The sequence below is a fragment of the Nonomuraea sp. H19 genome, from assembly GCF_052068215.1.
Taxonomy (GTDB): domain Bacteria; phylum Actinomycetota; class Actinomycetes; order Streptosporangiales; family Streptosporangiaceae; genus Nonomuraea.
The window spans coordinates 191,783-210,292 of the sequence record NZ_JBQHCV010000019.1 but is presented as its reverse complement, the minus strand read 5'-3'; the positions used below and the strand labels follow the sequence as shown (position 1 = coordinate 210,292).

Below are 18,510 nucleotides of genomic sequence, written 5' to 3'. Positions count from 1 at the left end.
ACGGAGCCAGGACAGGATAGGCGCTACTCCACGGTGATCGTGGCCTTGGCGGCGACGGACGTGCCCGCCACCTGGCCGGTCACGGTGAACGTGCCCGGCTGGGCGTACTTGCCGGGATCGATCGCCTCCCACGTGACGGCCACCGAACTGTCCTTCGACCCGTCGTTGTACGTCGCCACGACGGTCTTGGGCAGCACCGGCGCCACCCCGGCCCGGGTGGTGACCGCCTCCTCGGCGATCGAGGTGATGGTCACCGCCGCGGTCGTCCGGACGTACACGGTGGCCTGGGCGGGCTGGCGGACGCCCTCGGCGAGCCCGGCGACGGTGAAGCTGGTGCCGCCGGTCTTCACCTGGTCGATCGTGACCTGCTGCCAGGTGACGGCGGCCGAGCTGCGGGCGCCGTCCGCGTACAGGGTCTCCACGGTGGCCGGCAGCTTGGGCAGCGTGTCGACCAGGGTGGGGACGTGCACGGGGCGCACGGAGTCCGGCGGGACCTCGTACACCTTCGCCTCCAGCAGCCCGACCGACGCCCCGCCGGCCTCCAGCTGGACGCGCAGCTTGGAGGTCGTGACGGTGTCGAACGAGACGGTGTTGTAGGCGTCGACCGCCTTCGGGTAGGAGGCGACGCCGGTGACGTCCTCGAACGAGTCGCCGTCCCACTGCTGGATCTTCCACGAGGCGGGGACGCGCACGCCGCCGCCGTCGTCGAAGAAGTACACGTCACTCTTGTTGATCCGCACCGGCGACGGCCATTCGAGCTGCACCCACTGCGTGCCCTGCTGCGGCCAGGTGCCCCAGCGCGGGTTGGCGCCGTCGTTGGAGCGCGGCGGGTCGATGCCGTCGTTGACGGCGGTGACCTTCTCCCACGGCGAGGTGTAGGAGGCCGTGGGCGTGGCCTTGGGCGCCACGTTCACCTGCGCGGCCTGGGCCGACGCGGTGACGGTCACGGTCGCGGAGCCGCTCTTCTCGCCGTCCGTGGCGGTGAGCTTCAACCGGTACGTGCCCGCCTCGGAGAACGAGACCACCGTGCTCGTGCCCGTCGGGTCGGTGAAGAACGTCTCGCCGGGCCCGTCGACCTTGGTCCACTGGGTGGTGAGCTTGCCCGACGGCAGCGCGTCGTCCTTGGCCACCGCGTCGAGCCTGGCCTGGCCCGGCCGGCTGAAGGTGGGATCGGGCACGACCACCACGTACGGCGCCCGGTTGGTGACCGTGCCGGTGCCGGCGCCCGTCAGATACGCCTGCACCTCCTTCAAGCCCGTCGCGTAGCCGGGCCGGTGCGTGACCAGCACCCGCAGCTTCTGCGCCGTGACGGCCGGGAAGCGGACCTCGTTGAGGTTCGCCCGCGGGTAGACCGGTTTCCTGGCCAGGTTCGGCACGTCCTTCCAGGCGTCGCCGTCCTGGTACTGCACCGAGTAGAAGGCGGGCTCGCTGTAGCCGGCCGCCTTGCGGTCGTTGAAGAAGTACAGCTTGAGCTGGTCGACCTTCTGGGCCGAGCCGAGGTCCACCTCCAGCCAGTCCTGCGGCTTGCCGGAGCCCTTGCTGCCCCAGTGCGGCTCGTTGATGGTGAACCCGTCCACCGCGCCGGCGGGGTCGCCGTGGGAGGCGGTGGCGGACTTGACCAAATTCGGGCGGGTGGTGCGCAGGTCCACGCCGGCCTTCTGGAACAGGTCCTCGACGCGGTCACCTGCCAGCTCGACCTGGGCGGGGGCCTTCATCGAGGCGGCCTTCTCGGCGTGCACGACCGTGACATTCGGGTCGCCCTCGACCTTGCCCGTCGCCGGGTCCCAGACGGCGTGCGCCAGGCCGGACAGGGTGACCTTGCGCTTGCCGTCGATCAGGATCGAGTACCCCTCGGGCACCCCGGCGTAGTGCTTCTTCCCGTCGCCCGGCTTGTCCCAGACGATGGTGAGGTCGTTGCCGCGGTAGTTGATGCCGTTGACGGTGAAGTGGTCCCAGCCGATGTCCACCGGCCACAGCTCGACCTTGCCGTCCGAGCGCGGGCGCAGGCCCATGACGTCCTCGATGACGGTCCAGTTGCTGCTGCCCAGGATCGTGTGGTGGATCCAGGAGCGGTAGCCGATGGTCTTGGTGGTCTTGTTCCAGTCGGCCCAGAACTCGTTGGCGTCGGGGTAGCGGGTGTCCCCGCCGACGAACTGCGACCAGGCGTTCCAGTAGAGCAGCTGCTTGTACTGGTCGGCCGTGATGTGCGGCGTCTCGTACTGGCGCATGGCCTTGGAGAACAGCTGGAAGTTCCGGGTCGAGTTGATCTGCGAGAAGTTGTTCGAGCCCGGAATGCCCCGGGCCGCCGCTTCCGCCTTGTCCTTCTGGTTGGCGGTGTACGCCGGGAAGATCGGATATTCCGCGGGATCAGACCACAACCGCAGCGCCTCCCGGTATTTCGGGTCGTCCGTCGGCACCAGGCCCGTCGCGTACGGGATGTAGTTGTTCGACTCCTTCCATGGGATCAGGTTGCCCGTCTGCAGGTCGCGGTGCTTGAACAGCTTGTTCTCCTCGTCCCAGAGCAGGGTGAGGATGCCGTTCTTGACCTTGTCGGCCACGCCGCGCATCTCGGCGGCCTTGGCCGCGTCGCCCGACAGCTCGTACGCCTGCGCCGCCGCCATCGCGTTGGCGTACACGTAGGCGCCTTCGAGCCGCTCGTTGGCCCGGTCGTAGAAGTGGAACGACACCGCGTCGGCGTCGTTGCCGGTCATGGCCTCCCACGCGTACTCGATGACGCCGTTCTTGTTGGAGTCGTAGGCGTCGAGCTGGCCGTAGACGTCCTTCTCGGCGTAGCGGGCGAGGTTGCGCAGGATCGCCGGCTGGCCACCGTGGATCTGGTAGCTCTCCAGCGCCGCCGCGGAGATGTACTGCGTGTAGCTGTTCGACCAGTTCTCCGGGTCGCCCGGGTTGTCGGTGTATTTCGAGTTACGCGAGACCTCGCCCGCCGACACCCACGGCCCGTACGAGTAGATCGGGTCCCGCAGGTACTTCAGGTCCTGCACGAACATCGGCACGGTCAGCACGATCGCGTTGTTGTAGCCCAGCGCGCCCTCCACCGACGTCGGGAACTGGTAGTCGTTCCCGGGGATGTCGGCGTCGAGGAAGTTGAAGCGCATGAGCCACCAGCGGTAGTACACGAACTTCTTGATGTTCTCGTCCGGCACGTCGATGTAGGGGATGTTCTCCGCCCACCAGGCGTTGTAGTCCTGGAGCTGGCGCCGCAGCGCCTTCTCCGGCGAGCGGCCCTTGTAACCGTCGTACTCGGCGCGCGACCCCGGCAGCTCCTCGGTGACGAAGCCCATCTGCACCTTGGTCCGCACGGTCTTGCCCGGCTCGACCGTCACCGAGCCCTTCAGGGTGCCGTCCGACGCCTTCAGCCCGTCGCCGCTGAGCCTCGGGAAGATCGTGGTCAGCTTGTTCTTGGCCGCCACGACGCCGGTCAGCTCGCGGTCCCCGTCGGCGGTCTTGGCGTAGGGCGAGGTCACGGTGATCGGCACCGACCGCGCCGCCGACCCCGTGTTGGTGATCTCCAGCGTGGTCACGGCCACGTTCTCGTGGGTGATGAACTTCTTCACCCCGACCGAGAGCCCGTCCCCGGCGTACTGGCCGCTCCAGTGGCTGGGCATCTGCAGCCGCTTGGACACGTCCTCGTTCAGGCCGGTCCCGAACGAGATCGTGTACGCGTCCCGGTTGTCGATGCTCTCCCAGTACGCCGCGTACCCGCCGAACCCGATCTTCCTGGGGTCGTGCTCCTTCATGAACAGCGCCCGGCCACGCGACATCAACCACGTTCCCGCCGGATCGTCGCCAGGACGGGCCAGCATGCGGTCGATCCAGTACGAGTCGCCGCCCTTCTCCTTCTTGTAGATCTCCTCCATCATCTTGCGCGGGTGGTACCCGACCGGCTCATCAGGCACCGGGTCGGCGCCGGTGAACACCGGCAGGCCGAGATCGTCCACAGCGGCCGCGGGCGCTGCCGCCAAAGAGACTGTGAGCGCTAACACGGCTAAACAGGTCAGCCCTTTACGCATGTGCTTCTCTCCCAGGGATTTCAGATCGGTAGCCAGACACGCATGGTCGCGGGACCCCGGTTGCCCCACCGGTGATACGGCACCAGCCGCAGACCGACGTCCGCGCCCGAGGGACGCCCGTCCGGCGCTGCGCCGTACGGCCAGCCCGGTGTGTCGCCGGCGCCGAGCGATGCCTCGACCTCCAGCTCCACGATCCCGTCCGCCTCGTGCTCGACGGGCGGCGCGACCCGCGCGACGAGGTCGCCCAGCGGCGGCTCGTCCGCCACCGACTCCGCGCAGTAGACCAGCGGCCCGCGCTCGACCGCCGCGCTCCCCCGCAACGCGTCCACCCGCCGATCGGGGAACGTCCACCGGGGCCGCATCGGCAGCTCCAGCCGGATCTCGTCACCGGCTCGCCACGGCCCCTCCGCGACCGCGTACCCCGGAGTCACCTCGCGGACGATCCCCCCGTGTGCCAGCGTCGCGTCCGACGCCCAGGCCGGGACGCGCAGCGAGATCCGGCCCGCGCCGCCTTCGACCACCCGCACCGTCACTGCGCCCGACCAGGGGTAACCGGTCTCCACCCGCACGGCCAGATCGCCGTGCCTGATCTCCGACGGCGTGTGGTGGTGGATCTGGATGCCGTCGGCCGAGGAGGTCGCGATGTACGCGGGCAGCGATGCCACCGTGCGGGCGATGTTGGTCGGGCAGCAGGACACGTCGAACCAGGGCGAGCGCAGACCGCCCTCCGCGGCGTGGTTCACGCCTTCGAGCGGCACCGCGGGCACCCGCACCTGCAGCGGGTTGGCGTAGAAGAACGACTTCCCGTCCAGCGCGACCCCGGTGGCGAGCATGTTGTACAGGGTCCGCTCGGCCAGGTCGGCGTACCGGACGTCGCCGGTGGCCAGCAGCAGCCGGTGCGCCAGCATGATCGAGGCGATGCTCGCGCAGGTCTCGTTGTAGGCCCGGTCCGGCGGGAGCTCGTAGTCCTCGCCGAACGACTCGTCGATGTGGCGCGATCCCATGCCGCCGGTCAGGTGAGTGCGGCCGGCGACCGTGCGCTCCCACTGCGCCTCGACCGCCTTCAGCAGCTTCTCGTCACCGGTCTCCACGGCCACGTCCACCACGCCGGAGGCCAGGTAGAGCGCCCGCACCACGTGCCCGCGGAACACCTGCGCCTGCTTGACCGGCAGGTCGTCCTGGTAATAGGCGCGGCCGAAGGGGATGTCGGCGAGCGCGGGCAGGCCGCGCCGCTCGACGAAGCGGCGGGCCATCTCCAGGTAGCGCTCGGTCCCGGTCACGCGGTAGAGCTCGGCCAGCGCCATCTCGATCACGGGGTGCCCGCAGGTCTCCGTGCCCTCCATGAAGCGCCGGCACACGTGGTCGGCCGCCCGCACCGCCACCTGCGTGAGCCGGTCCTCGCCGTGCATGCGCAGCCTGGCCACCCCCGCCTGGATGAGATGGCCGTAGCAGTAGAGCTCGTGTCCCCACTCCAGGTCGGTGTAGCGGCTGCCGGACCAGCGGGTGTTGATGTAGCCGTCGCCCTCTTGAGCCTGGGCCACGGTCTCGGCCAGCGCGGGCAGCGCGGGGTGGTCCGCCCAGGCCATGGCCTCCAGCAGCTTGTAGATTTCCGAGTCGCTGAACTCCCGGCCTTTGCGGGGCCGCACGCCCCGGAAGTTGCCGATCCAGCCTTCGCGCTCTTCCCATTCCTGGCAGTGGGCGATGGTGACCTCGCGGTTGAGCGCGGCCCGGTCGCCCCAGAAACCGGGGTTCAGCCGTACCGCGTCGAGGCCGAGGGGGGAAAGGACGCCCGATGAGGGCAGGACAGGGTTAGCCACGCAGAGCTCCTGACATGAATCCGCGCACGTAGTGACGCTGCAGAACGATGAAGAGGATGAGACAGGGGAAGGCCATGACCATGACGCCGGCCTGGAGCATGCCGTAGTCGATCGCGCCGAACGTCTGCTGCGTCATGCTGACCACGGCCACCGGCAGCGTGAACGAGGCGCCGTCGTTGAGCAGGATGAGCGGCGCGAAGAAGTCGTTCCACGAGGCCAGGAACGCGAACAGGCCGACGGTGATCAGCGCGGGCCGCACGGCGTGCAGCAGGATCCTGGAGAACGCCCGGAACGTGCCGCAGCCGTCCACCAGCGCGGCCTCCTCCAGCTCGCGCGGCACCGCCTCGAACGCGTTGCGCATCATGAACAGCGCGAACGGGAGCTGGAACATCACGAACACCAGCGACAGCCCGACCAGCGAGTTCTGCAGGCCGATGTAGCCGAGCAGGACGTAGAGCGGGATGAGGATGGTCGCGTACGGCACCATGAGGATCGCCAGCGTGGCCAGGAACAGCAGGTTCTTGCCCGGGAAGTCGAAGCGGGCGAAGCCGTAGCCGCCGAGCGCGGAGACGACCAGCGTGCCCGCGACGGTCATGACGGAGACGAGCACGCTGTTGGTCGCGTACGTGCCGACGCCCTCGCCGAACTGGGCCATCTCCAGGTAGTTGGCGGGCTCCTCCAGTGAGGCGTAGCCGCTCCACACCAGCGGGAACAGGAACAGCACCGCCAGGGCGGACAGCGTGAGGTAACGGCTCATCGCAGCCTCCGCATCATCAGCGTGTTGAGCCCGACGAGGGCCGCGAGCAGCACGACCGACAGCGCCGCCGCGCCGCCGAGGTCGAAGCGGAAGAACGCGTCACGGTAGACGACCATGACCATGGACACCGTGCTGTTGTCCGGGCCGCCGTTGGTGAAGACGAAGAACTGGTCGAAGGCCAGCAGCGAGCCGGTGACGCTGAGGATCAGCATCAGCGCCAGCGTCGGGCGGAGCAGCGGCAGTGTGATCTTGGTGAAGATCTGCCAGCGGTTGGCGCCGTCGCTCCTCGCGGCCTCGTACACCTCGGTCGGGATGGCCTGCAGGCCGGTCAGCAGGATCAGCATGTTGAACCCGGCGAAACGCCAGATGACCAGCGTGATCGTGGAGAACAGCGCCATGTTGGGCGTGCCGATCCACTTCACCGGCTCACTGGTGATGCCCAGCGCCTGCAGCATGGGGTCGATGGGGCCGAAGTCGTTGTTCAGCATGCCGTAGAACAGCAGCGCGGCCGCGGCGAACCCGACCGCCCCCGGCAGGAAGAACGCGGTCCTGAAGAAGCCGATGCCGGGCTTGCGGTCCTGCACCAGCAGCGCCAGGCCGAGCGCCACCGCCGACAGCAGCACGGTGGTGATGGCGGTGTACTTCAGCGTGAAGAGGATCGCGTCGACGAAGAGCGGATTGTCAGCGATCTTGAGGTAGTTGGCGGGAGCGTTGAACGTGGCCGGGCCGAGCAGGGGCCAGCGGTTGAGCGACATCCACACGACCAGCACCAGCGGCGCGATGAAGAGCACGCCCACGATGACGGCCGTCGGGGCGGTGTAGAGCCAGCCCTGAACCTTCCTGCTCCGCCACCGGGCGGGCGGCGCGGAGTGAGCCGCCCGCCGCCCGGATCGCGAGATCGTCAAGGTCATTGTTGCAGCGACTTCGTGATTTCGGCGTTGAGCTGCGGAAGCTTCGAGGCGTCACCGAACAGGGCCTCGCGGGCGTAGCGCAGCCACGGGCCCTGCGGGTCGTTGAAGGTCTGGCCGAAGCGCAGCGCGTACGGGGTCTGGCCCTTGGCCACCAGCGAGTTGATCAGCACCACGCGCGGGTCCTCGGCGGAGTACTTGTTGCTGGACAGGTCGGTACGCGCCAGCACGTCCTTGTTCTTGGCCATCACCTCGACCTGGGCCTCGTCGCCGACCGACCAGGACAGGAACTCCCAGGCCGCGTCGGCGTTCTTGGAGGTGGCCGAGATGCCGATGGAGTCTCCGCCCACGAACGTCGACTCGCCGCCGTCGGGACCGGCGATCGGGGTGACGCCGATCTTCATGTCCTTGGGCATCAGGCCGAGCGTGGTCGACGGCATCGGCATGACGCCGATCTGGCCCTTGGGGAAGAAGCCGGTCCAGGTCGGGCCCTGCTCCTCCTTGGTCGTCGGGCCGGTGACCTTCTTCTCGTACAGCTCGCGGTAGATCTTGAAGACGTCGGTCATCGCCGGCTGGTCGTTGAGCGACTGCGTGCCCTCGGCGTTCATGACCTGGCCGCCCGCGGCCCAGACCGACGGCCAGAACGTGAAGACGTAGCAGCCGCCGCAGTTGCCGCCGAAGAACGTGCCGTTGACCTTGCCGTCCTTGCCCAGCTTCTCCTGGATGGTGGTGGCCTGCTGAGCGAACTCCTTGAGCGTCTTCGGGCCCTTCTCGGGGTCGAGCCCGGCCTTCTCGTACAGGTCCTTGTTCCAGAACCAGACGGACAGGTCCAGGGTGTGCGGGACGGTGTACATCCGGCCGTCGAGCGTGCCCAGCTTCATGTGCGAGGGCGCGAGCTTGTCCTTGTACGGCAGTGCCGCGATCCTGTCCGTGACGTCCATGAACAGGCCTTGGGAGGTGTAGTTCGGGACGAAGATGACATCGGCCGCGAACAAGTCGGGCAACTGCTTGGCACCGGCCGCCGCGGCGATGCGCGGCTGGTAGTTGTCCGTGGGGATGACGGTGAGCTTCACCTGGGTGTTCTTGTGACTGCTGTTGAACGCCTGGACCAGCCGCTCGCTCTGCGCCTGAGTGGCGGCGCGGGTCCACATCGTGATCGTCACGGGACCGTCCGCGGGCTTGGTGGTGCCGCCACCGCCGCTGCCGCAGGCCGCTGCTGTGAGCGCTAACACACCGAGGAGGGAGATCCCGGCCAGCCTTCGTCTCATGATGTGCTCCTGGACTTAAAGGTTTTCGGAAACGTAGAAGAAACATGACCCCATGTCAATGGGTGCTAGGGTCTTAGACAGTTCCTAATCACCGAAAAGGGTTTCGAAACATGGCGACTAGGCGGGCGACCATCAACGATGTGGCCTCGCTGGCGGGGGTTTCGATCGCCACGGCGTCCAAGGCACTCAACGGACGCCACGATGTGCGGGCGGCCACGCGCGAACGCGTGCTCGCCGCCGCGGCGGAGCTCTCCTTCCAGCCGAACGCCCTCGCAAGAGGGCTGCTGTCGGGCCAGACACGCACCGTGGGACTGCTGACCTCCGACAGCGTCGGCCGGTTCGGCATCCCGGTGCTGCTCGGGGCAGAGGACGCGTTCGGGGCCGGCGAGATGGCCGTGCTGCTCTGCGACGCGCGCGGCGATGCGATCAGGGAGCAGCACCACGTGCGGGCGCTGCTGTCGCGCCGGGTGGACGGGCTGATCGTGGTGGGCGAGAGCACCAACCCGCGGCCATCGGTGAGCAACGACCTGCCGGTGCCCGTCGTCTACGCCTACGGCCCGTCCGAGAACCCGTCCGACGTGTCGTTCGTACCGGACGACGTGGGGGCTGCGGCCATGGCCGTCAACCATCTGCTGGCCATGGGCCGTCGCAGGATCGCGCACATCACGGGGCCGATGCACTACAAGGCCGCGCGCGACCGCGAGGAGGGGTTGCACCAGGCGCTCGCGGAGGCGGGGCTCTCACAGGCGGGGCAGACGCTGTCGGGACCGTGGTCGCAGCGGTGGGGGCGGCACGCCGCCGAGATGCTGCTGATGGCCGAGCCCGAGGTCGACGCGGTCTTCTGCGGCAGCGACCAGATCGCGGCCGGGTTCGTGGAGACGGCGCGGGAGCGGGGGCGGCGGGTGCCGGACGACATCGCCGTGGTGGGCTACGACAACTGGGAGGTCCTGTCGACGGAGACCCGGCCCGCGCTGACGACGGTGGACATGAACCTGGAGCTGCTGGGGCGGACGGCGGCGCAGCACCTGTTCGCGGCCATCGACGGCAAGGCCACGCCGGGGGTGCACAAGATGCCGTGCCAGCTCGTGATCAGAGACTCGACCTCACCGCCCGGCGTCTCCTGACCTCCTGGCGCGCACACGTCTCGAGGGATGATTTCCTATACGCATGCCTGATCTCGTCGTGGACGGCGGCGACAAGCTCTGCGTCCAGTTGCTCATCGAGCTGCGCGGCCACGTGCGCGAGGCCGGACCCGGCGCGGTGATCCACCTCATCGCCGCCGACCCTGCCGCGCCCGTGGACCTGCCGGCCTGGTGCCACCTGACCGGGCACACCTACCTGGGTCCCGTGGAGGGAGCCGAGCGGCCCACGTACGCGCTGCGCGTGGCCGGGGCCGCCCAGGAGACCGACGAGACCAGGCCCTGGCACGTGGCTTAAGCGGTTAATACCCTTGATCTCGGGTGGCCTACAGTATGAGTGGTTAACCCGTTCAGAGAGGGAGCCCGTGAAGCGACCGACGATCGCTGACATCGCCAGCCGGGCGGGAGTGTCCAAGGTGGCGGTGTCCTATGCGCTCAACGGTCAGCCGGGGGTGTCGGAGGCGACGCGGGCCAGGATCATCGCCATCGCCGACGAGATCGGCTGGCGGCCCAACAGCGCGGCGCGGGCGCTCAACGGCGCCCGGGCCAACTGCGTCGGCCTCGCGCTGTGCCGTCCCGCCCGGATCCTGGGCGTGGAGCCGTTCTTCATGGAGTTGATCAGCGGCATCGAGGGCGTGCTCGCCGACCGGTCGTACGCGCTGCTCCTCCAGGTGGTGACCAGCCACCAGCAGGAGAGCGAGGTCTACCGGCACTGGTGGGGCGAGAGCCGCATCGACGGCGTGTTCCTCGTCGACCTGCACTATTCGGACGCCCGGGTGGCGGAGCTGGAGCGGCTCGGCATGCCCGTCGTCGTCATCGGCCACCCCTCCGAGTCGGGTTCGCTGTCGGCCATCTGGTCCGACGACGGCCAGGCCGTGCGCGAAACCGTCGGCTACCTCGTGGCGCTCGGCCACCGCCGGATCGCGCGGGTGGCCGGGCTGGCCGAGCTGGTCCACACCGCCGTGCGCGACCAGGAGTTCGCCGCGGCGTGCGAAGGCGTGGCCGAGCACGTCACCGTGCACACCGACTACACCGGCGAGGAAGGCGCCAGGGCCACCAGGCGGCTGCTCAGCTCGCCGGAGCGGCCTACGGCGATCATCTACGACAACGACATCATGGCCGTGGCCGGCCTGTCCGTGGCCCAGGAGATGCGCGTCGAGGTGCCGCGGGACCTGTCGCTCGTGGCGTGGGACGACTCGCCGCTGGCCCAGGTCGTCCGGCCGCCGCTGACGGCCCTCACCCGCGACATCCCGGCTTATGGAGCACACGCCGCCCAGCGGCTGCTCGCCCTGATCGCGGGCGAAAGCGTGCCCCCGTACGAGGACCGCTCCGCCGTTCTGACCCCGCGCGGCAGTACTGGTCCCGCTCTTCTCTGACCCTGTTTTTCTCTTTTACGGCTTCGCCGGGGTTGCCCGCACGCGCCGTAGACAACCCTGTTTTTCTCTTTTACGGCTTCGCCGGGGTTGCCCGCACGCGCCGTAGACCCCTCCGTCTGTCATGGCCGGTCGTGAAGGCTCACGGGTCGCTCGCCGTGACGGAGCGCACTCTGGGCGGGGGTTCGTGGTCTGGGTGATCCCGGCACGTGCCGCGGTCTGGGGCGGGCGGCTGGCAGACCGCTCGCCCCCGGCCGCGGCACGTGCCGGCCCCTCCTTCGCGGCAAGTTGGCCGGAGCCGCGCCCGCGTCTCCCTCGTCGGGACGGCTTCCACCATGACGGAGTGCGGAGTGCGCGGTCTAAGTACCCCCATGCCTAAGCAATGTGCTGGCTCAGCTCTGACGAACCGGCTCGCCGGGTGTGCCTGGTGCGTAACGCGGGACGTGGCGGGTAGGCGGGGCGTATGACTGAGGGTTTGGAAACGGACATGATCTGGGAAGAGTTCCATCGCGTCGTCAACATGAACTCGGAGGAACTGCGCGCCCACCTGCTGGCCGACGCCTCCGACGAGGAGGGCTTCCCGCCCGACCCGGACATGGGCATCGACGAGCTGGGGCGGGGCGTGCTGCACGTCCTGGCCAAGCGAAAGGGCGATCTGACCAAGACCGACCTCGACGTGATGCGGCAGGTCGTCGAGTTCGTCGAGAACATGGGCGACAGGACGGACGACGCGTCCCGGCGCGAGCTGATGTCCGTCGGGCACGACCCGCTAAGGGGGTAAGACCATGGTGGAGCCACGTCCATGGATCGAGGGGTACATGCGCGCGTGGAACTCCAACCATCCCGACGACATCTCCGCGCTGTTCACGGAGGACGCCGCCTATTACACGGAGCCGTACGGCGCGCCCTGGCGGGGGCGCGAGCAGATCGTCGCCAACTGGCTGGACAGGCAGGACAGGCCGGGCGAGACCACGTTCGAGTGGCATCCGGTGTGCGTGGTGGAGGACGTCAGCGTCATCCAGGGGGTCACCACATATCCCGACAATACTTACAGTAACCTCTGGGTTATACGGTTCGTCCCCGATGGGCGGTGCCGGGAATTCACCGAATGGTGGATGCGACACGACCTCAAATGATGCAATGGGCCGAGCCGTCTTCACCCGAGGAGATCCGTTGAGAGACAACCTCGACCTCGCCGCGAGCGCACAGCAGCTGGCCGACGCCGCCCCGACGGGATCGATCGACCGCGCCGCCGCCTCGTCCGTGGCCATCACGCTGGCCACCACCCGTGACATCAGCCAGGCCAGGGAGACGCTGGACGGCCTGTCTCCCGAGGACGTGCGGAAGGCGGCCGTGGAGCTGTTCGAGCGCCTGTCGGCCGGCTAGCCGCCGAAGCGGGCGCGCACGGCGCGGCGGGCACGGGCCGCGGCCTGGGGGTCGCGGTGTAGCTGGATGGCGCGGTTCAGGGGCCATGACCAGACCGAGCAGCTCGAACGCGAGCTGCTCGGCATCGGTCGGTGCGCTGCCCCTAACGGCCGCGCGCGGTCGACGCCGAACGCATGTCCTTGATGGTCCGCAGGATTCCCCGTACGGTACCGGTCATCTTGGAACTGCGGGCGGTCACGCGGCGGGCGCGCGCGGCGTCAGGCGGACCTCGACGTCCGCGTCCAGAGCATGCGCCAGCCGCTCCAGAACCGGCAACGTCGGCATCGTCCCGCCGGCTTCGAACCTCGCCACCGCCGACTGGGTCATCCCTGCCTCCCGTGCCAGGACGTTCTGAGTCCAGCCCCGCTCCTCGCGCATGTTTCTGACTGTTTTGCCCAGCTCGTAGGCCAGGCGGGTGGCCTCATATGCCTCCGCTGCGCCCGGCTCGGCCATCCGGCGATTTCTGAGCTCTCGCCAACTCTCCTCGCTCATGCCCCTTCTTCCTCGTCGACGGTGTGCTTGAGGACGGCGCAGCGCCGCATAGCGCGCCGCGCCCGCTCAACCTCACGATCGTCACGCGCTCGCGTCTTGTGGAACACGGTCAACAGCACGATGCGACGGTGTGGCGCAACCAATAGGTGATGCGCATGGCGAACTCGTCGAGGTGGAACCGGAGCTCACGCAGCTTGCCGTCAAGCTGCTTCGTGTAGGGCTCGCCAAGTAATGGGCCCTCCTCTGCCAGTAGATCGACGTAGAACGCCACCCTCGCAAAAGACGTCGCGGACAGCTCTTCGAGCCACTTCCGACCTCTGGCTCAAGCTCTACACTGCCCCGAATCATAGCGTTGATGCTATAAGGGCCATCGTTCATCACGCCAAGCGTTTACTCGAATACACAGAACTACAGCCTCCAAAGCCCACCCCGCCCTGCGGTCCTACGAACCGGGAACGTCCCGCAGGCGCGTCACGAGTTTGGCGACCTCGCGCGCGTAGTGCCCGGCGAGTCCGGATCCTGGTCCCAGATGGCCCGGGTGAGCTGCGCGGGGCGCGTGAAGTTGACGCGGACGTAGCCGGCGGCGAGCTCGCCGAGCGAGGCCGTACGGTCCTTCCAAGACGTTTCCTGCGCCTGGCCCAGCGGGTGCCCTCGGTCAAGGCCAAGGTGTTCTCATAGCGTGGTCTGTTGCGCTGGCGAACCCTGGCGATCAGTGTGGACGCATGCCTGTTAGCCCGCGTCAGGGCCGGAGTCTCTTTCACTTCCGTCGCAGATACGCGAGGGTTGGGGCAACTGGAATCGCGAAGTAAGGAGACCTGTGGCCAGTCCTGGCACGCTCGACACTCGGGGCAGCGATTTCGCCCGACTAGCCCATAAGATCGTGGAGGCCGGTCTCCTCGACCGGCGACCCGTCTATTACGCGATACGGCTGAGCATCGCCGTCGTCGCCTACATCGGCTGCTGGACGTTGTTCGCCTGGCTGGGCGACTCGTGGCTGCAACTGCTCGTCGCGGCCGCGCTGGCCGTGGTCTTCGCGCAGTTCGGGTTCGTCGCCCACGACCTCGGGCACCGGCAGGTCTTCAGGAGGCGACCGCCCAGCGACGTCGCGGGCCTGCTGATCGGCAATCTCGGCGTCGGGCTCGGCTGGGGGTGGTGGACCGTCAAGCACAACCGCCACCACGCCAACCCCAACCACGAGGACCACGACCCCGACGTCTCGCCTGCCGTCATCGTCTGGTCGACCGACCAGGTCGAGAAAAGCCGGGGGTTGCCCCGATTCATCGCGAAATATCAGGCTTTCTGGTTCTTCCCGCTGCTCACCCTCGAAGCGTGGCACCTCCACATCGCCAGCTTCAAAGCGCTGTTCGAGCCGGAGGCCAAGCGGCGGTGGCCCGAGCTGGCGCTGCTGGTCGCGCACTTCGCGATCTACTTCGGCGCGATCTTCACCGTGCTGCCGGTCGGCAAGGCGCTGGTGTTCCTGGTCGTGCATCAAGGGCTGTTCGGGCTCTACCTCGGATCCACGTTCGCACCCAACCACAAGGGCATGCCCTTGCTGACCAAGGATGACAAGCTGGACTTCCTGCGCAAGCAGGTGCTCACGTCGCGGAACGTCAGAGGCGGCTGGTTCACCGACGTGGCACTCGGGCAGCTCAACTACCAGATCGAGCACCACCTGTTCCCCAACATGCCGGCCCCGAACCTGCGCAAGGCGCAGCCCATCGTGCAGCAGTACTGCGCCGAGATCGGCGTCAGCTACCTGCAGACCGGGCTGCTCGCCTCGTACGGCCAGGCGCTGCGCCACCTGCACGAGGTCGGCGCGCCGCTCCGGTAGCCACGGGCGCCCCGTCGCGGGCGCCCGCTCACCCCTGCTCTTCCAGCTTGCGCACCAGGTTGTCGCGCCGGCGTTCGAGCCCGGCGATCAGCTCCGCCTGCTCGTCCGCCTGCTGGATCATGGCCGAGATCTCCACCTGGTCGGTCGCGCCCATGTCCCGGATCTGGTCGCGTATGTCCTTGTTCTCCGCCCGCAATCTGGTCAGGTCCTCTTCGACCCGCCGGAGTTCGTCTTTTGTGGTCATTCACCGGCTCTACCCAGAATGCGCCGCGGCGATCACCCCGCCAGAATGGCGAGCATGCGCAGGCCATCGAACAGCACGACCGCGTCGCTCACGGTGATCGTCGTGGTGCTGGCCGGCACGCTTCTCACGTACGCGTTCCGGACCGACAGGCAGCTCAACGCGCTCGACGTAGTGCTGCCGATCATCGCGTTCGCCGGGATCCTGGCGCGGCAACGCTATCCCGTGGCGGCGCTGATCGTCGTGGCCTTGGCCGTCGCCGCCTACTACCCGCGGGCGGGGCTCGACGGGCCGCTCATCGTGCTGACGTTCGTGGCCCTCTTCACCGCCGCCGACCGCGGCCACCTCACCGCGGCCATCGCCACCGGAGCGACGTTGCTGCTGGCCATGGGGCTCGGCGAGAGCGGCCGCGTCAGGCACGTGGACGACAGCATGTTCGTCGCGATCGCCGGGTGGGTGGTCGCGGCCATCGCGTTCGGCGGGGTCACCAGCAACCGCCGGGCGTACCTGCTGGAGGCCGAGCGGCGGGCGATCGACGCCGAGCACACCAAGGAGGAGGAGGCCAGGCGCCGGGAGAGCGAGGAACGGCTGCGCATCGCGAGAGAGCTGCACGACGTGCTCGGGCACAACATCTCCATGATCAACGTGCAGGCTGCGGCCGCGTTGCACGGACTGAAGAAGCGGCCCGAGGACGCCGAGACCGCGCTGCGGACGATCAAGGAGACCAGCAAGGAGACGCTGCGCGAGCTGCGGACCACGCTGGGCGTGCTGCGGCAGGTGGACGAGGACGCGCCGACCGCTCCCGCCGACAGTCTGGCGCGGGTGGAGGCGCTGGTCGCGGCATCGGGGCTGGAGGTACGCACCGAGCTGTCGGGTCCGCTCGACGCGGTGCCGACCGAGGTGGATCTGGCCGCTGCCCGCATCATCAAGGAGGCGCTGACGAACGTCTCCCGCCATTCCGGTACGAACACCGCCACGCTGACAGTCAGCAACACGTCCGGAAATATCCTGATCCGCGTGGAGGATGATGGCCCGGGCACCACGTACGAAGGGGGCAGTGGCTTCGGCGTGCAGGGCATGCGCGAGCGCGCCACCGCGCTCGGCGGCACCCTGGAAGCCGGCCCGCGCCCCGAGGGCGGCTTCCGCGTCGTCGCCCGCCTGCCCCTGAACAAAGCCCCATGACCCGCGTCGTCGCCCGCCTGCCACCGAATGGAGCCCCATGATCCGCGTGTTACTCGCCGACGACCAGACCCTCGTACGCGCCGGGTTCCGGTCCATACTCAGCGACGAGGACGACATCGACGTCGTCGGCGAGGCGGCCAACGGCGCGGCGGCGATCGCCGGGGCCCGCGAGCACCGCCCCGACGTCGTGCTCATGGACATCCGCATGCCCGAGCTCGACGGCTTGGAGGCCACCCGTCAGATCGCCGGCGACCCCAGGCTGGACGGCGTCAAGGTGGTCATCCTGACCACGTTCGACCTGGACGACTACGTCTACGGCGCGCTGCGGTCCGGCGCGAGCGGCTTCCTCGTCAAGGACACCGAGCCGGCCGAGCTGATCCACGCGGTCCGGGTGGTGGCCAGGGGCGACGCGCTGATCTCGCCGTCGGTCACCCGGCGGCTGATCGCCGAGTTCGCCGGCCGGGTCAAGCGCCCCGAACCCGGACCCGAGCTCAACGCGCTCACCGACCGCGAGCGCGAGGTCATGGCGCTGGTGGCGGCGGGCCTGTCCAACGACGAGATCGCGGCCCGCCTCGTGCTCAGCCCCGCCACGGCGAAGACGCACGTCAGCCGCATCATGACCAAGCTGTCGGTACGCGACAGGGCCCAGCTCGTGGTGATCGCGTACGAGGCCGGCATGATCACGCCGGGCTGGCTTACACCCTGAGTCGTACGCCCGGACGGTCCCCTGCATCGCGCGATGTACGCCAGGTGACCGCCCGGGCATGACGCGGCGGGCGAAGCCGTACCGGGATTCTCCGAGCATGGAAACGGTGGATCTGGCACGGTTGCAGTTCGCACTCACGGCGGGGGCGCATTTTCTCTTCGTCGCGCTCACGCTCGGGCTGGCGACGCTGGTGGCCGTCATCCAGACGCGGGCCACGATCAGCGGCAATCCGGTCCACCTGCGGATGACGCGGTTCTGGGGCCAGCTCTACATCATCAACTACGCGATGGGCATCGTCACCGGCCTGGTGATGGAGTTCCAGCTCGGGCTGTCGTGGAGCGGGCTCACGGAGTACGCCGGCAACGTCTTCGGCTCGGCGCTGGCGATCGAGACGCTGGTGGCGTTCTTCATCGAGGCCACGTTCCTGGGGCTGTGGATCTTCGGCTGGGACAGGCTGAATCGGTGGGCGCACCTGGCGCTGATCTGGGTGGTGACGCTGACCGCGTACGCGTCGGCGTTCTGGATCATGATCGCGAACGGCTTCCTGCAGAACCCGGTCGGGTACGTGGTGGAGGGCGGCGCGCTGCGGCTGACCAACTTCGGGGCGATGGTGGCCAACCCGGCCGCGCAGGTCGCGTTCGGGCACGTGCTGGGCGGCGCGTTGATCACCGGCGGGTTCTTCATGGCCGGGGTGAGCGCGTACCACCTGCGCAAGCGCACCGCTGAACAGGACTTCTTCCGCAAGTCGCTGCGGATCGGGATCGGCGTGGCGCTGCCGGCGACGTTCTTCACCGCCACGTTCGGCGGCCTCGGCTTCGCGACCATGCAGCCGACCAAGCTGGCCGCCTGGCGGGGCGATGCGGACGGGCTCGCCGCGGCCCAGGCCGAGATGGTGGCGAAATACGGCCCCGGCGACTACCTGCCGCCGGTGGGCTGGGTGAACGGCGCGGGCACCGCGATGATGGCGCTGTTCGCGCTGATGATGTTCGCCGGCGGGCTGAGCTTCCTGCTGATGTTCTTCCGGCCGGCCGTGCGGGGGTTCAGGCCCTGGCACTGGCTGCTGACCGGGATGATCCCCGTGCCGTTCGTGACCATGATCGCCGGGTGGATCTTCCGGGAGATGGGTCGCCAGCCGTGGGCCGTCTACGGGCTGCTGAAGACGGCCGATGCGATGTCGCCCGTCACCGAGGCGCAGATGAGGTTCTCGATCACGGCCTTCGCCGCCGTGTTCTCCGTCCTGATCGTGATCAACTACTGGCTGCTGGCCAGGCACGCCCGCCGCGGACCCGCCACGGTGACGCTGGGCGCCCCTTCCGTCCCCGCTCTTTCCTTCTGAGGAG

General features: G+C 68.6%; 18 protein-coding genes. 10 read left to right on the top strand and 8 right to left on the bottom strand.

Annotated features, from left to right (window positions below):
* Positions 1-23: 23 nt before the first annotated feature.
* The 5 genes from ACTMTI_RS36155 to ACTMTI_RS36135 are packed head-to-tail and all read right to left on the bottom strand — an operon-like array spanning position 24 to position 8,781.
* Positions 24-4,004 (bottom strand): galactose-binding domain-containing protein, encoded by a 3,981-nt coding sequence (locus ACTMTI_RS36155; RefSeq protein WP_441125180.1) that lies wholly within the window; start codon positions 4,002-4,004, stop codon positions 24-26.
* Positions 4,005-4,051: 47 nt separating this feature from the next.
* A complete protein-coding gene (locus ACTMTI_RS36150; RefSeq protein ID WP_441125179.1) occupies positions 4,052-5,848 on the bottom strand; it encodes a glycoside hydrolase family 127 protein in 1,797 nt (598 codons plus the stop codon).
* A complete protein-coding gene (locus tag ACTMTI_RS36145; RefSeq protein WP_441125178.1) occupies positions 5,841-6,605 on the bottom strand; it encodes a carbohydrate ABC transporter permease in 765 nt (254 codons plus the stop codon). Before ACTMTI_RS36145 ends, ACTMTI_RS36150 begins: the two co-directional genes overlap by 8 nt.
* Entirely contained in the window at positions 6,602-7,516 is a 915-nt protein-coding gene (locus ACTMTI_RS36140) for a carbohydrate ABC transporter permease (RefSeq protein ID WP_441125177.1), read from the bottom strand. Before ACTMTI_RS36140 ends, ACTMTI_RS36145 begins: the two co-directional genes overlap by 4 nt.
* Complete coding sequence (locus ACTMTI_RS36135; protein WP_441125176.1) at positions 7,513-8,781, bottom strand: ABC transporter substrate-binding protein; 1,269 nt, start codon at positions 8,779-8,781, stop codon at positions 7,513-7,515. The genes ACTMTI_RS36140 and ACTMTI_RS36135 overlap by 4 nt, the downstream gene beginning before the upstream one ends.
* Positions 8,782-8,891: 110 nt before the next feature.
* Between ACTMTI_RS36135 and ACTMTI_RS36130 the strand changes: the two genes are divergently transcribed.
* The 6 genes from ACTMTI_RS36130 to ACTMTI_RS36105 all read left to right on the top strand — a co-directional run bounded on the left by ACTMTI_RS36130 (position 8,892) and on the right by ACTMTI_RS36105 (position 12,679).
* The gene (locus tag ACTMTI_RS36130; protein WP_441125175.1) at positions 8,892-9,905 is read left to right on the top strand and encodes a LacI family DNA-binding transcriptional regulator; all 1,014 of its coding nucleotides are present in this window, start codon (positions 8,892-8,894) and stop codon (positions 9,903-9,905) included.
* A 43-nt stretch (positions 9,906-9,948) separates the two neighbouring features.
* Positions 9,949-10,218, top strand: a complete 270-nt coding sequence (locus ACTMTI_RS36125) for a sulfurtransferase TusA family protein (RefSeq protein WP_441125174.1) — start codon at positions 9,949-9,951, stop codon at positions 10,216-10,218.
* Positions 10,219-10,285: 67 nt separating this feature from the next.
* A complete protein-coding gene (locus ACTMTI_RS36120; protein ID WP_441125173.1) occupies positions 10,286-11,296 on the top strand; it encodes a LacI family DNA-binding transcriptional regulator in 1,011 nt (336 codons plus the stop codon).
* 484 nt (positions 11,297-11,780) lie between these two features.
* Positions 11,781-12,074, top strand: coding sequence for a DUF3140 domain-containing protein (locus ACTMTI_RS36115; protein WP_441125172.1), 294 nt, complete (start codon positions 11,781-11,783; stop codon positions 12,072-12,074).
* A gap of 4 nt (positions 12,075-12,078) precedes the next feature.
* On the top strand, positions 12,079-12,429 hold the full coding sequence (locus ACTMTI_RS36110) for a nuclear transport factor 2 family protein (protein ID WP_441125171.1): 351 nt from the start codon (positions 12,079-12,081) through the stop codon (positions 12,427-12,429).
* A gap of 37 nt (positions 12,430-12,466) precedes the next feature.
* Positions 12,467-12,679 (top strand): hypothetical protein, encoded by a 213-nt coding sequence (locus tag ACTMTI_RS36105; RefSeq protein ID WP_441125170.1) that lies wholly within the window; start codon positions 12,467-12,469, stop codon positions 12,677-12,679.
* A 234-nt stretch (positions 12,680-12,913) separates the two neighbouring features.
* Here the strand turns inward: ACTMTI_RS36105 and ACTMTI_RS36100 are convergent, their stop codons facing one another.
* Positions 12,914-13,210: a helix-turn-helix domain-containing protein gene (locus tag ACTMTI_RS36100; RefSeq protein ID WP_441125169.1), complete on the bottom strand. Its 297-nt coding sequence runs from the start codon at positions 13,208-13,210 to the stop codon at positions 12,914-12,916.
* Positions 13,211-13,319: 109 nt separating this feature from the next.
* Positions 13,320-13,481: a type II toxin-antitoxin system RelE/ParE family toxin gene (locus tag ACTMTI_RS36095; protein ID WP_441125168.1), complete on the bottom strand. Its 162-nt coding sequence runs from the start codon at positions 13,479-13,481 to the stop codon at positions 13,320-13,322.
* Positions 13,482-14,027: 546 nt separating this feature from the next.
* Between ACTMTI_RS36095 and ACTMTI_RS36090 the strand changes: the two genes are divergently transcribed.
* Positions 14,028-15,041: a fatty acid desaturase family protein gene (locus ACTMTI_RS36090; RefSeq protein ID WP_441125167.1), complete on the top strand. Its 1,014-nt coding sequence runs from the start codon at positions 14,028-14,030 to the stop codon at positions 15,039-15,041.
* A gap of 28 nt (positions 15,042-15,069) precedes the next feature.
* Here the strand turns inward: ACTMTI_RS36090 and ACTMTI_RS36085 are convergent, their stop codons facing one another.
* Positions 15,070-15,285 (bottom strand): hypothetical protein, encoded by a 216-nt coding sequence (locus ACTMTI_RS36085; RefSeq protein WP_441125166.1) that lies wholly within the window; start codon positions 15,283-15,285, stop codon positions 15,070-15,072.
* A gap of 54 nt (positions 15,286-15,339) precedes the next feature.
* Between ACTMTI_RS36085 and ACTMTI_RS36080 the strand changes: the two genes are divergently transcribed.
* From ACTMTI_RS36080 to ACTMTI_RS36070, 3 genes are all read left to right on the top strand, one after another.
* On the top strand, positions 15,340-16,464 hold the full coding sequence (locus ACTMTI_RS36080) for a sensor histidine kinase (protein WP_441125165.1): 1,125 nt from the start codon (positions 15,340-15,342) through the stop codon (positions 16,462-16,464).
* 37 nt (positions 16,465-16,501) lie between these two features.
* Complete coding sequence (locus ACTMTI_RS36075) at positions 16,502-17,170, top strand: response regulator (protein ID WP_441125164.1); 669 nt, start codon at positions 16,502-16,504, stop codon at positions 17,168-17,170.
* 97 nt (positions 17,171-17,267) lie between these two features.
* On the top strand, positions 17,268-18,506 hold the full coding sequence (locus tag ACTMTI_RS36070) for a cytochrome ubiquinol oxidase subunit I (RefSeq protein ID WP_441125163.1): 1,239 nt from the start codon (positions 17,268-17,270) through the stop codon (positions 18,504-18,506).
* Positions 18,507-18,510: the final 4 nt, after the last annotated feature.

What these genes read in the sequence shown, in the direction of transcription:
- ACTMTI_RS36110 (WP_441125171.1), top strand. Translation starts at nt 12,079, where the DNA reads ATGGTGGAGCCACGTCCATGGATCGAGGGGTACATGCGCGCGTGGAAC.
- ACTMTI_RS36085 (WP_441125166.1), bottom strand. Translation starts at nt 15,285, where the DNA reads ATGACCACAAAAGACGAACTCCGGCGGGTCGAAGAGGACCTGACCAGA.
- ACTMTI_RS36130 (WP_441125175.1), top strand. Translation starts at nt 8,892, where the DNA reads ATGGCGACTAGGCGGGCGACCATCAACGATGTGGCCTCGCTGGCGGGG.
- ACTMTI_RS36100 (WP_441125169.1), bottom strand. Translation starts at nt 13,210, where the DNA reads ATGAGCGAGGAGAGTTGGCGAGAGCTCAGAAATCGCCGGATGGCCGAG.
- ACTMTI_RS36140 (WP_441125177.1), bottom strand. Translation starts at nt 7,516, where the DNA reads ATGACCTTGACGATCTCGCGATCCGGGCGGCGGGCGGCTCACTCCGCG.
- ACTMTI_RS36115 (WP_441125172.1), top strand. Translation starts at nt 11,781, where the DNA reads ATGATCTGGGAAGAGTTCCATCGCGTCGTCAACATGAACTCGGAGGAA.
- ACTMTI_RS36075 (WP_441125164.1), top strand. Translation starts at nt 16,502, where the DNA reads ATGATCCGCGTGTTACTCGCCGACGACCAGACCCTCGTACGCGCCGGG.
- ACTMTI_RS36125 (WP_441125174.1), top strand. Translation starts at nt 9,949, where the DNA reads ATGCCTGATCTCGTCGTGGACGGCGGCGACAAGCTCTGCGTCCAGTTG.
- ACTMTI_RS36145 (WP_441125178.1), bottom strand. Translation starts at nt 6,605, where the DNA reads ATGAGCCGTTACCTCACGCTGTCCGCCCTGGCGGTGCTGTTCCTGTTC.
- ACTMTI_RS36135 (WP_441125176.1), bottom strand. Translation starts at nt 8,781, where the DNA reads ATGAGACGAAGGCTGGCCGGGATCTCCCTCCTCGGTGTGTTAGCGCTC.
- ACTMTI_RS36080 (WP_441125165.1), top strand. Translation starts at nt 15,340, where the DNA reads ATGCGCAGGCCATCGAACAGCACGACCGCGTCGCTCACGGTGATCGTC.
- ACTMTI_RS36070 (WP_441125163.1), top strand. Translation starts at nt 17,268, where the DNA reads ATGGAAACGGTGGATCTGGCACGGTTGCAGTTCGCACTCACGGCGGGG.